Genomic DNA, 15,834 nt, shown 5'->3' with positions numbered 1-15,834 from the left:
AACCTTATGCCAAAGCTAACGAAGTATGCAAAGGTGAAGTTAATAAGTTTATACAACAAATCAGTGGGTTTAGAGTAATTAGCTATTTTTTTTGCTTTCGAGGGAGTCTTTAGCTTTTTTGTTCTTCGTCAGGGGGAGCCTTTAGCTTTTCTGTTCTTCGTCAGGGGGAGCCTTTAGCCTTTTTGTTCTTCGCTGAGTTGAGCCTTTAGCTTTTCTGTTCTTCGCGGAGGTTAGCTGTTAGCCTTTTCTTGCTTTCGCAAATATGATAGTTACTAATCGTCGCTAAGCATAGCTCAACAAAAAACTCCACGTAGCTCAAGCTAAGGGCTAAAGACTCTGCATAGCTCAAAAAAAAGCTAACCTACAAACAGCCAAACAAAGGCTAAAAGCTAAAGGCTAATCGTAGCTCAAACTACCAATCCCTTCAACTTCTGATACTCCACTTCATTAAAATTATCGATAGACTCTTCAACGGCAGTTTTCCACTGCACAAGGTTAGAGTTTTTCTCTTGGTCAAGTGGCTTGAGTATGCTCAATAGCGTGGTTACTTCGTAAAACTCAACCTTGTCAAGGGCTTGCACAAATGGCTTAAGCGTTTGCCTTTCTTCCTGGCTCAAAACCATTGCAGTGGCTTCTTTGTCAGCTTCTATAGAGTGGGCTTGCTTAGCAGCACCAGAAGCAGTGCTTTTTTCCTGTAACTCAGTGCGGGGCAAGTCAAACATAAACGTGGTACCCACCCCTACCTGCGATACTACCTTAATTTTGCTTCGATGTGACTCTACTGCCATTTTACAAAAAGTAAGCCCTATTCCCGTAGAACTGGTATTGGCAAACTCACGGGCTTCAAGCTGCATAAAAGGCTCAAAAATCTGCTTAAACTTATCTTCTGGTATTCCCTGACCACTGTCAGCAATGGCAAAATGAATGTACCCTAAAGGGCTTTGATCATCTGCGGGTAGCATCTCAGCCGAAAACATAATTTTACCCCCTGGATCGGTATACTTAATTGCGTTGCTCAACAAGTTTTCGTATACCCTGCCTATGTACTTGCTGTCGTACTTGGCGTAATACTCAGTAGGTATATTATTTTCTATAACAATGCTTTTTTCTCTAATTGCTGAGCGCAAAATATTGACTGCATTTTGTATCCCTGCAAACATTTGGTGGGCAGCAAGTTGCAAAGGCAGTTCAGAGTTGGCATAAGTCTGAATTGCCAGCATATCTTCTATATATACTTTAATCCGTGTACTTGCCTGGTGAATGTCCTGCAAACGCTTTTTTATTTTAGGGTTGATGTTGTAGTTGGTTGCCTCCATTTTACTGTTTACCAGCACTGCCCCCAAAGGATTTTTCAGGTCATGTACAATCATATTGGTCAGCTTATCCTTATACTTTTGCAACTGATCCAGTTTTTTATTTGCCTCCTCCAGTTTACGATTCGCAGCTTCCAACTCTTTCTTCTTTTGCAACTCTACAATATTGCGCTGAAGTGCTTCATTTTGTTGCTCTATTTGTCCTTTGCTTTGAGTAAGTTGGATGTTTACTGCATTAAGCTTTCGGATCATATTTTTGCGGCGGCGGTTTGACAGGATAAATACCAACAATAAAATTAACAACAACAGACTGACAAGGGAGGCTATGATGATATTAAAACGATGACGGGCTACTTGGGCTTTTTGTTCTGCCGAAAGGCGTTCCTTGTCTGCCCTGAGTCGTTTTTTTTCTTCTTCGGCCGCCAGTTTATCCGCCTTTACTCTTTTTAAGCGCTCCTGAATAGTGGTGTAGCGTAAATCTGCATTTTTAAGCTCTTTATTAGCAGACCTTATGTTTTGCAGTTTGTCTCTCAGTTCTTCTACATTGCCCCCGCGTTGTTTAAGCTCATCTTCGAGACTTTTTACTACCAATAACAACTTTTTTACGTCAGCGTCTTCTCTTACCTCTTCCGATAATCGGTTGATTTGGTACTTGAGGGCATTGATAGAGTCTTTTTCAGAGTTCAACTCATTATTTTTACGATTAATCTCCATCATCAACGCCTGTATTTTGGTTTGAAGCGTAGCAATAGAGTCCAACTTTTCTTCTTCCTCCTTTTCCAGACTTTTTATTTCAGTCTTTGCTTTTTTTATATCCTTGAGGTAATTGTTTTCTTGGGCAAGCATCCTTCTCAGGTTTTGCTGCAGCAGATTCAGGCTATCATCCAGCGCTTTACTTCGGTTAATAATACGCAGAATGTTGCTTTGTGTACGGGCTATTTTCTTAGGAATGGCTTTCTTTAGACTGTCGTATTTTGCCAGGGTTTGTAAGGCAGGCTTTGCTTGGTCAGAGTCCAGACTTAAACCCCGTGCCCGTATATTAGGCTTGTTCAGGTCAAAACGCAGGCGGTTGTTTACTACCTTTAGGTTTATACAGCTTTGGGCTGCCAATACCGGAAACAGTTTGGGTTTGGTAAACAGGTCTTGCTTTTCGCTCACTATCAAACAATGTATATCCCTGAGGCGGGCAAATACTATCTTCAGGTTTAGGTTGCTGCTTTCACTAATAAATAGCACATGGCAGGGTCTTATTTGAAGCACATTGGTAAAGTGAATGACTTCAGTGTTTACACCCGCTATTTTTTTTTGCGACAAGTAATTATTCATTAAACGATATACATATTTATCGCCCAGAATGCCTATCCTAAATTTTTTGCCATAAGCAGCACTCACCGGCCAGTTAACATGCTCGGTAAACTTGTGTAAAAAAAGTGCCTGGTAGGTGTAGTTTTTGGTTTGGGCATAGGTTTTTAGCACAAAGCCTCCGGCAAGCGATAGGAGCATTGTAAAGATAAAAACCTTGGTAATATGTAGAAATATTCGCGCCATCTAAAACTTACAACCAGATTGTATAATAAATGAAAATCAATAAATTAACCATTGGAAACAAGTTCTCAGGCAATAGATTTTACCAATTCTTTATATTCCAGTTCATTGTAGTTGTCAATGGCATTTTGCAACGCCTTTTTCCACTGAGCCAGGTTAGCATTTTCGCTGGTATTGAGCCTTGCCAGCACCTCTTCCAAATCGCTTACCTCGTATAACTCATAATGATTCAATTCTTTGACAAAAGGGCGCAATACCGACTTATCTTCCTCGCTCAACTGAATAGTGCCTTGAGCACCTATCGGAGCAGTGCCATTCTTTTTACTTTTGCCGTTGAGCGTGCTTACCGAGGTTTTGCCCGGCAAATACGATTTTTGGGGTTTCTTGTGGGTATAGGCAAGGTCAAAGGTAAAAGTAGTACCTTGCCCCAGTTCTGAGGTAACCCCTATTTTACTTCCGTGCGACTCTAGGGCTATTTTACAAAAAACTAACCCAAGACTGCTAGAGGTTTCGCTGGCAAAATGTCGGGCATCTTTGTTTACAAAGGGTTCAAAAATTTCTTTAAACTTTTCTTTGGAGATGCCTTCGCCTGTATCTGAGAAACTTACGTGAATAACTTGTCCTTTTACCTCAGCATCAAAGCGAATGCTGCCTCCGGTAGGGGTAAATTTGATGGCATTGTTGAGCAGATTGATAAACACCCGTTCTATAAATTTAAAGTTAAATAAGCTGTACAGGTTTTCGGGGAAGTTGTTGTGTACCTGTAGGCTTTTTTGTTTGATAAAAGGGCGCATTTGTGCCACTGCCATTTCTGCTACCTCATACAATGAGTTGCTTTCGGTGGCTACCTTCAGGCCAGAGTAGGCGTATTTTTGAATCGCCACAATGTCATCTATGTATGACTCTATACGTTGGCTGGCAAAGTGAATTTCGCCCAGGCGTGTCTTGAGAGTTTCTTTGGGGCAGTCAGCAGTTTCTTCGGTACTATACCCCATGATTACGTTGAGCGGGTTACGCAAGTCATGCGCAATGGTGGTAGTGAGAATCTCCTTAGAAGTTTGAATCTGCTCTAACTCATCATTTTTTACTTTAATCTCTTGCTGCCCTTTGGCCAAATCATCTTTGCTGCGTTGTGCCTCTAGCAATGTTTGTTGCAATCGTTTGCGTCCACGGCTTCTCAGGTAAAACACCACCAACAGTATCATAAGTACCAGCACCAATGCTACCAACCCAAAAATTTGCCATTGCGTTTTTTTCTTGCGTACCTTGACCAAATCTTGTTTTCTTTGTTCGGCTTCTTGTCGTTTTTGGATGTTATGTGCCAGCAACTCATCCTTTTCTTTCAGGCTTTTGTTTAGTTGGGCAAGTTTGCCTTGAACCAATTCATTGTGGCTGCCCTGGGTACTTACCATAGACTCCTTAAGCGTGCCTATTTCTTGCTTCAAACTATCAATGGTTTGTTTATTGGTTTCTTTGTCCAGCAATATCTGATTGGTCAAGCGATCTATTTTAAACACCAATCCAGCCAAGTGTTCTACTTCGGCAGGGTGCAATGGCTTGCCTTTCTTGAGTTTATTGATAATAGAGCGTGTTCTTGTCTTTGGGTCGTCAATTTTCTCTATGGTATTCTCAGCAATCAACGGCAGCTTAGTGGTAGTTACTTGTTGCTTGGGCACCTGCTTGTATAGTTTCATCAATACTTGATTACCTCTAATTTGTGCCGGAGTTTTCATTTCGAAACCCTTTTTGCGTGCCGCCATTTTACCAATATCAAATTGATCTGGCGAAACTGTAATTTCAAGCTTAAAGTTGCCCAAACGATTGGTAAGTGTATAATAATTGGGAAAGTTTTTGAGGTACACCTTGGCATGGTCTACCGGAAGGCTCTTGTCGTCTACCACTTTGCCCGAAAGGACTGTTTGAGTATAAGCAGTAGTGTACAAAAGTGAACAAAAACTAATAAAAAATATATAAAAAGGGTATTTCATAAACCTGTAAGAGTCGCTTTTATCAAATATAACGAAATATTTTCAAAATAATATGGCTGTTGAGTGTACAATCTGGTATAAAACAGGCTGACTGTGCCAAAGATCAACGGTGAAATACAATGATCATTATTTTTATACAAAACTAAAAAAATGTTTGCAATCAAACCATTGTCCTACATTACAAGCACCACGACTTGCCACATACACAAGCTTCTACACAGTAGTGCTTTGCCCGGCAGCTTTGGGGTACTTGTATTGCAATTAGGTAAATGATCCACCCTTCTTTCAAAAGATAGAACAAGCAAATAAGAGTTTAAACCAAATAAATTGTTAGAAAAGTTTTTTTATTTATTTGTTTTTAATAATTAGAAAACCTTAACTTTGCAGCCCTAAACTAAGAAAATTGCGGAAAGTATGTATAACATAATAATCGTCTTAATCATCATTGTTGCCGTATTGTTGGTATTAGTAGTATTGGCACAAAACTCTAAGGGTGGCGGATTGAACAGCTCATTTGGTGGTAGTTCAAGCCCAATGATTGGAGTAAAAAAAACAGGAGACTTGCTAGAAAAAGTTACTTGGGGATTTGCTGTGGCATTGTTTGTACTAGTATTAATCACTAAGGTACCTGCAATTAGCGGAAAAGGCGGAAACTCAGGAGACGACAACCCAGAAGGAATCGAAGCTACTGTTCCGGGGAACACCTCTGGCAACACAGCCCCTAAAAAAACGACCCCTTCTAACCAAGCTACAAAACCTGCTGAAGGTAACAACAAACCTGCTGACAAGAAATAACCCTAAGATTGATCGGCAGTATCGCCCATCACAAAAAATTAGACAGGAAGTGTAATTCGTTACATTTCCTTTTTTTATGCCTAACAAAGTAATGTACATGTGCGGTCAGTTTCAGAATATTTGTTAATATTGAACAAACGAACAACCCAAAACTTACTTTGTTATATGCTATCCAGAAAACTTATACTTATCCCTTTGTTAGCACTGGCTTTTGCTTGTACAAAAGACCAGTCAAAACAAGCCGGTGACTCTACCAAAGTAACCAATAAGAAAGACACAGCAAAAAAAATCAAATTACCACCCCAAAAAAATTATAAAAGAATTGTCACTATAGGCAAGACCATTACCCAAATTGTGTTTGAACTGGGAATGGGCAACAAAGTAGTGGCAGTAGATAGGCGCACCTCGCACGATTCGTTGCCGCAGGTAGGCTATGGACGGGTGCTCAGAAGCAAACTGGTAATGAAACACGAACCTGACTTGGTGTTGTCAGACATAAAAGGTAGTCCGGAAGAAAAAATGAATAACATTTTGGCAGAAGGTGTAGATTATGTGCGATACAACAACCCACCCCACATTGATTCGACCAAGGCATTGATCAGAAAAATTGCGATAAGACTAAATAAGAAAGCTGCCGGAGAAAAAATCGTACAACGACTGGACAGCACTTTACGACTGATTCCGACGATGAAAAAAAAACGTAAAGATACTGTAAAAGTAATGTATGTACTGGCACGAGGCACCAATATACTGGTAGCAGGATACAAAACAGCCGGCGAAGCTATCATTCAATTGGCCATAGCCAAAAATGCAGCCGATGTATTGGCTATTGAAGGAATGCGTAGGCTTACCCCAGTAATGATGCAGCAAGCCAACCCTGACTATATACTCATGAGCAATAAAAGCTGGGATAGTATTGGCGATAAGATGTTTGAAATGCCCGTATTGTTCGATTCCAGAGCGAGGCGAATGGGGCGCATTATTCACCTCGACGAAGAGGCACTGCTGGGCTTTGGGCTCGACGCTCCACAAACGGCCATAGAACTGTGCAAAAAGCTATATCAATAATTAGTGCCGAAAACTTACTTAAATCCTGCTTTTTTATACATTTGTAAAGCGTTTTTGAATTAATTAAACTATACATAAAAATGAATAACGAGCAGAGTTTGGCGTTTTTGAGCAAACTGGAAAAAGTCATCCAAGACCGTCTGCAAAACCCATCAGAAGAATCTTATACCTCTAAAATAGCCCAAAAAGGAGTAAATAAGGTGGCGCAAAAAGTAGGAGAAGAAGCTGTAGAAACAGTAATAGAAGCCGTAAATGGTACCGAAGAGTTGCTCAAAGAAGAAGCCGCTGATTTGATTTATCACCTGCTGTTGCTGCTCAATTACAAAGGGTTAGAGCTCAAGGATATAGTAAAAGTATTAGAGAAAAGGCATTCATAAGACGTTTTGCTGGCAAGGATGTTCACCAAACTGTGTACCCCATAGAATAGTAGTGGTGAGCTACAGTAGGGACTCAGTGCTTAGTATAAATTAAAAGAAAGGGCATTATTACAGAGCCGTTTAAAAAAAATAACCCCGTGCTATTATCAATAGACGGGGCTTTGTATAGTATAATTTGTCCAAAATATTTACTCTACTACTTTTTCTATATAGTTAGAGTTGAGCAAACCCAATGCTCCCATATATTTTAGTTTAAAGGCTACCAAGTCGCCTACTTTATAGTTTTTGCCGTTGTCTTTTAAGTCAAGTATCAACATATCAGAACTGGCACCTACTACCTCCAGGTCTTTGTCTTGAGGAATCAAAAAATCGGGATTAATGTCAAGCAAACCTACATCCAAAATCCCCCTAAAAGTAGTGCGTCCAAAATCTTCCTCACTTACATCAAATACTTCCCCACTGGGATTTTCAGCAAGTACTCCAGCAGGTACTACCGGCTTTTCGTTTACTTCTATGATCTCAGCAAACAACTCCAATACATCAGTTTCCATGCCCTCTATAATGGAGCTGTCAAACAAGTTATTTCCCCAAAACAACGCCTCTCCCAAACGGAAGTGATTGACACCATCGGGCAATTGTTTATGTAATAGTAAAGGCAATGTAACGGTAGTTCCGGCAGATATAAAAGGAATTTTTCGTTTAAATTTCAATTCAATAATTTGCTTGTAAAGGCTCAGCTGAATCAATTTATCTTCTGAAGGCATTACTCCATGCAAACAATTCAAGTTGGTGCCCAACCCTACCACTTTAATATTGGGTAGTTGAAATATTTTTTCATAAAAATCAATGATCTCTTCCCTCATCACTCCTTCCCGCAAGTCACCCAACTCAAGCATAATCACTACCCGGTGGGTTTTATTCTGGCGTTGGGCTTCTTCTGATAACAATTTAATTGTAAAGTATTCAGTATTAAGACTGACATCAGCATAGGTAACAATACTTTTAATGCTACGCTTTGCTGGCGGCTTAATATATACAGTAGTAATATCTTTGTTAATCTTCTTGATTAATTTGAGGTTACTGATACGTGAGTCACACAACTCTGTTATTCCGAGGTTTATTACCTCCTCGATGTATTTCTGATTACCGCAAAGAAGCTTTGTAACAATGCCCCATTGAATATTCTGCTGACCGAATAAGCCTTGTAAAAATTGATAATTATGTTTTAACTTGTTTCTGTAAAGTTTTATAAATGCCATGTATCTGGTAATTGGTTAAAAATATATTCAATGCCCTAGCTCACCACTTTACGTGGTATGCTCATAGGCAATCTTGTCAAAAGCTCGTAGTTTAGTTGATTAGTAAACTCTCCGAAGGAAGCCACCGAAATACTCAAATCACCCTGTGACCCTATCAATACTACTTCGTCACCCGGTTGAGCCTCAGGCGCTTCTGTAAGGTCTACCAAAATCAAATTCATATTGACTGTTCCTATCACACTTAGTTGTTTGCCACAGATAAGTACCCTTCCCTGGTTGCTTAGCAAACGGCTATAGCCCTGCGCATAACCCACTGGTACCACCGCAATACGCGAATCGGCAGCAGCCATGTAAGTGGTGCCATACCCTACAAACTCTCCCGTGCTTACCTCTTTGGTTGACATAATTCTACTTTTCCAATTTAGTACCCTGGCCAGGGGATCGGTTTTGTCTTCTTTATTCTTAAGGTACTGAATGAGGGTTTCTTGGGTAGGAAAAAAACCATATTGCAGAATCCCCACTCTTACCATATCCATACGGGTTTGTGGATAAGATACCAACGCTGCAGAACAGGCAGTATGTTGATATTTAGGCGATATTTCATGTCTGGATAACAACCTGGTTCGGCGTTTGTACTCGTGAATCTGGGACTTGACTCTGGCATAGTTGGCAATACTCTCAGCACCCGCGTAGTGAGTACATACTCCCTCTAAGTGAAAACAATCAGGGTATTTCTTCAATAAGTCAATCGCCTTGAGTAGCTCATCTTCTTCTAGCCCCAAACGATTCATGCCTGTTTCGAGGTGTAAATGAATGCGTACCTGCGCCTTGTTTTTAGCCGCAAGTTGCAAAGAGGTTTCGAGCCTGCCCAAATCAAAAATAAAAAGCTCTACATTATTTTCAATCGCCCACAACAACTCTTCATTGTGAATGTGTCCCATAATCATGACTTTAGAGCCATGTTGCTGGCTTTGCACCACTTGTAATGCCTCATCTGCCGAAAACACACTAAAATGTCGTACTCCTGCTTTTTCAGCCATTGGCACAAACAAGTCTATACCATGCCCATAAGCATTGCCCTTAATTACCGAGGACATACGTACTCCATCGCCCGCCAATGTCTTAATAAAATTGATATTTTTTTGTAATGCCGATTGGCTTAACTCTATAATGGATGTCTCAAACATTTGTTAATTATTGATTTACAATAAGTTATGTATTATTCATCAAACCTATTTGTCATTATACTCTAAAATACGCCCTGAACACCATCAATTAAACATATATTATATGCTGTAGGTTCACTCGACTAGGTCGACTTAGGTAACAGCCTGGCGATTTATTAAAGCATCTCTTTCACTTACTAATAAAAAGTTTTATTCCCGTCCAGATAACACGCTTACATAAAAGCTCTACTAATAAACATAATAAGTCATCAATTGTTGGGTACTATGGATAGGGAAAAGGTGCAAAAATAGATTGACAGAATAGACAAACATTCACAGTCATCCTATACTTTAGATGATTGAGCAACTACAATAAGTGGGTTTAGTTAAAAAAAAAGCAACCAATATATAAAAATAAATATGACAAAAGCAAGTAAACCTCTTTAAATCGGTCATTTTACAAGGTTTTTCATATAAAGCTTGCTTTTTTCGATCAAAAATCTACACTGATGGCCTTACACCAAATTTTAAAACACACTTATTATGCACATTGTAGACATCCTTATTTTTATAGTGTATTTACTCGGAATGTTGGGGATTGGCTGGTACTTTATGCGCCAAAATCAAAACAAGGAGGACTACTACGTGGGAGGTAGAAATATTGGTAGCTGGCACATAGGCTTGTCAGTGGTAGCAACTGATGTAGGCGGAGGCTTTTCTATTGGTTTAGGAGGATTAGGATTTGCTATGGGGTTAGCTGGTAGTTGGTTACTATTTACAGGGCTACTGGGTGCCTGGCTTGCGGCGGTTTTTCTTATTCCTAAAATCAAAAAACTGGAAGAAAATCACACATTTTACACCTTCCCTCAAATCTTTCAACACTTCTATAACCCTAAGGTAGCACTCATTGCGGGTATTATTTCAGGTATTGGCTACATAGGCTTTACCAGTTCACAAATTCTGGCAGGAGCCAAACTAGCCTCTGCGACGGTCAAGTCCCTGGATATGACCACTGCCTTGATTATCATGGGCGTGGTAGTAGTGGTATATACCGTAATGGGTGGCATCAAAGCCGTCATTTACAGTGATACTATCCAGTGGATCATATTAATGAGCGGGCTGATCTTTATTGGTATTCCTATTGCCATTTACAAGCTAGGTGGTTGGGCTAGCATCAGAGCAGCATTGCCTCCCAGTTTCTTTGATATTAGCAATGTATCATTCATTCAAGTCATCAATTGGGGTGTAAGTATCATTCCTATATGGTTTGTAGGTATGACCCTTTACCAACGAATTTATGCTTGTGCTGGAGAAAAGCAAGCCAAAAAAGCCTGGTTTATTGCTGGCGTATTCGAGTATCCTATTATGGCATTCATGGGGGTTATGCTTGGCTTATTGTCACGAGTAGCCGCTGATGCAGGTATGTTTGCCTATTTAGGCTACGAATCGATAGCCAACCTTGACAAAGAGATGGGATTGCCCTTACTTTTGCGCACTGTATTGCCTGTAGGCTTTTTAGGCATCATGCTTTCTGCCTACTTTTCGGCCATTATGTCTACCGCCGATAGTTGTCTCATGGCAGCTTCAGGCAATGTAGTTACCGATATTCTGGGACGTTTTTTCAATTTTTCCGATCAAAAAATGTTGCGGGTATCACAACTGGCTACTCTAGCTATAGGAGCTTTGGCTTTATTCCTGGCCACGTTTATCCAAAACGTGCTCAGTCTTATGTTATACTCTTATTCCTTTATGGTATCAGGGTTGTTTGTACCTTTGCTGGGCGCTTTGTATTGGCGCAAAAGCCACCCCACTGCTGCTATTTGGGCTATGCTACTGGGCGGTATTACTACAGTGGTTTTATCAATATTGGCTTCGAGCAAAAGCTTCTCATTGCCCTTGGGTTTAGACGCCAATATCTTTGGCATTAGCATGTCATTGATTACATTTATAACTTTATCAAATATTTTTCACAAAAAAGAATCGTATGAGTTTTAAAACTGAAACACTAGAACCATCAAACAATCATTCTGAAACTATTTTAAGCGATATTACTCAATTTTTATTTACTCACTTGGGCAAGTATGGTGACCCTGCCAATGATATACGAAAGGCTATAAATTATGCCCTAAGCACCGAACAAGGCAAAGGAGGCAGGGTATTGGCAATGCGTGATGAGGCTAAAGATAATCAGTTGATAGGCGCAGTAGTGCTCAACGAAACCGAAATGGAAGACTATATGCCTGAAAATATTTTGGTATACATTGCGGTACATGAGGGCTATCGGGGAGCTGGCATAGGTAAAAAACTGGTGGAAACTGCCCTCAAAATGGTCAATGGTTCGGTGGCACTGCACGTAGAACATGACAACCCTGCCAAAAGATTGTATGAACGCCTTGGATTTACCAACAAATATTTGGAAATGCGTTGGCAGGCTTCTAACTAATAAATTCATAAACCATTGAAAATGAGTGTAATATGAATTTGTTGATTACCTATGGAACAAGGTGTACCTAGCACCTTGCACCTAGTCGCCAGAACCTTGTCAGGGCTCAAGACTAAGACTTTGAAGTCGTCTTGACTTCCTTTTACTAAAAACAGGTGCCCAAGCACGGTAGGTACCTGTTTTTTTATTGATGATTCAAACGAGTAAAAATCAACTTACTCAATGCCTTCGCTCCTTGTTTATTCAAATGATCTGGATCGTAAAACATCTTAGACTCATCAAACTGTTGGCTATAATCCCAGTACTCAAAACTGCCTGAATATTTCAGTTCCTCAAGAGTTTTCTGAAATTGATGGAATACTTTAGCAGGTATTTTGGCAAAAAAATTAGGGTGCAATGGAAAACCTACAAATATCAACCTTATCTGTTGTTGGCTACAATAATCCACTATTTTTTTGAGATAAGTCAACTGCAACAAAGACAGTTGATAACGATAAGCGCCAAACACTGTTTGTAATCGACGATGAATATCTTGAACTGTTACCTCTCCCCTACTCTTATACCCTTTATAACCACCTAATAAATCAGAAGTAACAGGCGACTTTAACCTTGTTCCTAAGAAGGGAAACCACTGTTTGGCTCTAAACACCATCCATTGTTCAAAAGGGCAAGCTTGATACAACAATTGTTGTGTTTCGGGGGTGAGCAACCCATACAAGTAATTATACTGGGGTTCGCTCAGTAAACCATTTTTTAGGGCATCATCATTATTTTTTTGCAGATGCTGCGGGTTCAGCGCTACCAGTACAGTTTTAGGCATTAAAAGCTTGATTTTAAGATAGGTAAAAATGAATAGTTCACTCGGAAATGCCAGGTTGATCGCTTGGGTTTGATCATTAATATAACCACCGAAATGCATGTGCGAATTACCCAGCAACAGCACCGGATGCCTTTTGGCAGTGGTTAGTTTTTGCTTAATTATTTGATTTACCCTTTTTTGTTGCCACAAATACCACCCTTCTACCGCCAGTAAGACCAATAGGAACAGGCTTATAGAAACTACCTTATTTTGTCTCATACCAATATAAGCGCTAAAATTGGAAATAAATAAACTGCGCGCCCCGAAATACACCAAAAAACATAATTGCCCAGAACAAACCCGTTAATATGCCAAAACGTAGCCAATACCGCCAACCGTTGTTTGAGGCAGTAGGAATAAACCATTGTTTTTTTTGCCCCCAATCAAGTAACCCCAACACTACCGCAAAAAAACACCCCACCTTAGGGAAGGTCTCTAAGTCAAACGCACCTACTATCTGCCCTATCCCCTCTCCTATTTGTCTGAGTATTTCTATTGCTTGTGACACACTTTTCGCCCTAAATATGACAAATGCCAGTGCTACCCAATGAAATACCCAACATTGTTTCAAAAACCTCAAAGCGGGATAATGAATGGTCGCTCCCAACCACGGACGCTCAGTTATCAACAATGCTCCGTGCAAAGCCCCCCATAACACAAAAGTCCAGCTAGCCCCGTGCCACAAACCGCCCACAAGCATTGTAAGCAATAAATTGCGATAAGTAAACAGAGTTCGCTTGGATTGGCTGCCACCTAAAGCAAAATATACATAGTCGCGGAGCCAAAACGACAATGAAATATGCCACCTACGCCAAAACTCTTGAAAAGAAGAAGCAAAATAAGGTTGTCGAAAGTTTTGATGCAACCGTACACCCAACAACAGCGCAACACCCAAGGCAATGTCAGAATATCCCGAAAAATCGGCGTAAACCTGTATCGCAAAGGCATACATGCCCCACAAATAGTCTACTGCCCCTACCTGAATATCAGGATTAAAAATCTTCTCAACAAAAGGCGCAAGGTTATCAGCCACGACCATTTTTTTGAAAAAACCCAGCGTAATCCAATAAATGGCTTCTTGGCTAAACCTTAATTTAAGTTGGTTGAATTGAGGCAATAAATCGCGGGCACGTTCAATCGGACCAGCAATCAATTGCGGAAAAAAGCTCACGTATAACGCAAGATTTATTATACTTTTTTCTGCATTTAGTCGACAATGGTACACATCTAAAGTATAACTAATTGTTTGAAAAGTATAAAAAGAGATACCAAGTGGTAACACAAGATGCCAAGTAACCCAGGAAGTCTCCACACCTAAAAGATTTGCCAAAGACACGACATTGTCGCCAAAAAAATTGGCGTACTTAAAAAATACAAGTATGCCCAAGTTGATAAAAAGGCTAAGAAAAAGGTAGGCTTTACGTACCTTGCTTTGGGTAGCTCGCTCAATTTGACGAGCACAAACGTAGTCTAACAATGTAGAGAAAAGCAACAAAAAAATATACTCAAAACGCCAAAAAGCATAAAAAGTATAGCTTGCCACTAATAAACCCTGCTTGCGGTAATTAGAAGGTAAGAGCTTGTATATCAGAAGAAAAGCTCCAAAAAAGAGCAGAAATGTGAATGAGTTAAAAAGCAAGTTGTCTTTTTTTAACTAAGTAATGGTTGAAAAATAAGGTATCCATTTGGAGATAGAGATTTACCACTGAGGCGAGATGGCAACATCCTATGGATGTTGAGCCAGCCTGCGCGACGGTTGCGTTTGTAGCAGCGCTACGAGCAATAAAAATAACGAAGCATCAGTAGTAAAGGTCATTTCCTGAATCGAAAGATTATTTTTTGTCCATTACTAAAAAGCTGAATATCTGCAATATTGGTTAAAAGGCATAAAAAAAGCTCCTAAAAAATTAGGAGCTTAATATCTTTTTTGTGAAAGTCGGTGTTGGAAAATGATTCAATCACCCATTTCGTTAAATTATACGTTCATTAATGAGTCACGACGACGCATTTTTCCAGCAGGTATTCCAAACATCATTTTAAAACGACGGCAGAAATAAGCGGTATCTTTGTAACCTACCTCTGAACCAATCTCACGAATGCTCTTGTTAGAAGTACGCAACATGTGTACTGCTTTTTCCATTCGTTGGTACTCGATATAATCTTGGGGATTAATACCGGTCAACATCTTAAAGTACTGCCCAACATAATCTTCAGAGACATTCGCTACACTTGCCAATACTTTGTTTGAAAGATCTCCACCTAAGTATTCTTTGATATAGTTGAATATATCTATTAAACGTGGGTCTTTAAAATAAGTACTGTTTGTGGCGAGTCGCTCTACAAACATGTTGTTTTTAAGGATATAACGGATAATCTCAACCGCAATTTGTTCTGTTTTGAGGTGAACCATACGGCTTTTACCTGGCATATCGCCTAAGCTTTCTACTACAACTTCTTTTACTATACGCGCCAATCCAGCGTTATTGCTTATAATAAAAGGAGGTATGTCTAATGAAGCAAAGAAACTGATAGAGTCAAAGACCTTTGATTCGAAAGCCACATAACTAAAAGATGTAGGTAGCTTGCCTACCAGTGTAGCATCTTCGTTGGCTTCAAAATACTTATCTTTATTGCTTATAAATTCTTCGTTGTTGATAATGTTCTCTTCTGCATTGTTACCATACCAGATAGTAGATTGCTTACCACCAGGAATAAACAGCATGTCTCCTTTTTCAACAACTTCGGTTCCGTCACCAAAAGATATTTCGCCATCATGAAGTAACAAAATATAATTTTCTACATCATAATGATTCTCCACCTTTGTAGATTGTAGGATTTTTATATTTTTACCTCTTCTGTACTTAACACCCAGTGACTCAATTATTTTATTGTAATCTTCCATTATCTTTAATAGTTTAACTCCCGAATTCAGAACGAGTTATATACTTGAGAATTGCACTAATCCAACTTCTCGTAAAGGTAAAAAATAAAGTGTATGCAAGCAAATGCACATACACTTTA

The 15,834-nt window shown here is 39.7% G+C and carries 12 protein-coding genes; 5 read left to right on the top strand and 7 right to left on the bottom strand.

The genetic code is table 11. The annotated features are described in order from the left end of the window. Positions 1-407 precede the first annotated feature (407 nt). Positions 408-2,861 (bottom strand): YfiR/HmsC family protein, encoded by a 2,454-nt coding sequence (locus M23134_RS32675; protein WP_082226759.1) that lies wholly within the window; start codon positions 2,859-2,861, stop codon positions 408-410. 65 nt (positions 2,862-2,926) lie between these two features. Continuing rightward, positions 2,927-4,846, bottom strand: a complete 1,920-nt coding sequence (locus M23134_RS32670) for an ATP-binding protein (RefSeq protein ID WP_002704145.1) — start codon at positions 4,844-4,846, stop codon at positions 2,927-2,929. 414 nt (positions 4,847-5,260) lie between these two features. Between M23134_RS32670 and secG the strand changes: the two genes are divergently transcribed. The 3 genes from secG (at position 5,261) to hisE (ending at position 7,086) form a co-directional block, all read left to right on the top strand. Then, a complete protein-coding gene (gene secG, locus M23134_RS32665) occupies positions 5,261-5,641 on the top strand; it encodes a preprotein translocase subunit SecG (RefSeq protein WP_045114807.1) in 381 nt (126 codons plus the stop codon). 165 nt (positions 5,642-5,806) lie between these two features. Beyond that, positions 5,807-6,709, top strand: a complete 903-nt coding sequence (locus M23134_RS32660; protein ID WP_002704140.1) for a heme/hemin ABC transporter substrate-binding protein — start codon at positions 5,807-5,809, stop codon at positions 6,707-6,709. An 80-nt stretch (positions 6,710-6,789) separates the two neighbouring features. After that, the gene (gene hisE, locus M23134_RS32655) at positions 6,790-7,086 is read left to right on the top strand and encodes a phosphoribosyl-ATP diphosphatase (RefSeq protein WP_002704138.1); all 297 of its coding nucleotides are present in this window, start codon (positions 6,790-6,792) and stop codon (positions 7,084-7,086) included. A gap of 188 nt (positions 7,087-7,274) precedes the next feature. On the opposite strand, the gene M23134_RS32650 is transcribed toward hisE, so the two are convergent. Both M23134_RS32650 and alr read right to left on the bottom strand, forming a co-directional pair. Next, on the bottom strand, positions 7,275-8,345 hold the full coding sequence (locus M23134_RS32650) for an alanine racemase (RefSeq protein WP_045114806.1): 1,071 nt from the start codon (positions 8,343-8,345) through the stop codon (positions 7,275-7,277). 35 nt (positions 8,346-8,380) lie between these two features. Next, a complete protein-coding gene (gene alr, locus M23134_RS32645) occupies positions 8,381-9,532 on the bottom strand; it encodes an alanine racemase (protein ID WP_002704133.1) in 1,152 nt (383 codons plus the stop codon). Positions 9,533-10,054: 522 nt separating this feature from the next. On the opposite strand from alr, the gene M23134_RS32640 reads away from it, so the two are divergent. Beyond that, entirely contained in the window at positions 10,055-11,506 is a 1,452-nt protein-coding gene (locus M23134_RS32640; RefSeq protein ID WP_002704131.1) for a sodium:solute symporter family protein, read from the top strand. Further along, positions 11,496-11,954, top strand: coding sequence for a GNAT family N-acetyltransferase (locus tag M23134_RS32635; protein WP_002704129.1), 459 nt, complete (start codon positions 11,496-11,498; stop codon positions 11,952-11,954). The genes M23134_RS32640 and M23134_RS32635 overlap by 11 nt, the downstream gene beginning before the upstream one ends. Positions 11,955-12,138: 184 nt before the next feature. Here M23134_RS32635 and M23134_RS32630 read toward each other — a convergent pair whose 3' ends face one another. The 3 genes from M23134_RS32630 to M23134_RS32620 form a co-directional block, all read right to left on the bottom strand. Further along, positions 12,139-13,032, bottom strand: coding sequence for a D-alanyl-lipoteichoic acid biosynthesis protein DltD (locus M23134_RS32630; RefSeq protein WP_157558765.1), 894 nt, complete (start codon positions 13,030-13,032; stop codon positions 12,139-12,141). Positions 13,033-13,045: 13 nt separating this feature from the next. Next, complete coding sequence (locus M23134_RS32625) at positions 13,046-14,038, bottom strand: MBOAT family O-acyltransferase (RefSeq protein ID WP_262492929.1); 993 nt, start codon at positions 14,036-14,038, stop codon at positions 13,046-13,048. Positions 14,039-14,788: 750 nt separating this feature from the next. Next, positions 14,789-15,715 (bottom strand): helix-turn-helix domain-containing protein, encoded by a 927-nt coding sequence (locus M23134_RS32620; RefSeq protein WP_002704123.1) that lies wholly within the window; start codon positions 15,713-15,715, stop codon positions 14,789-14,791. Positions 15,716-15,834 lie beyond the last annotated feature (119 nt).

It is taken from the genome of Microscilla marina ATCC 23134, from assembly GCF_000169175.1.
Lineage (GTDB): Bacteria > Bacteroidota > Bacteroidia > Cytophagales > Microscillaceae > Microscilla > Microscilla marina.
This window is presented reverse-complemented; position numbering and strand designations above follow the sequence as displayed.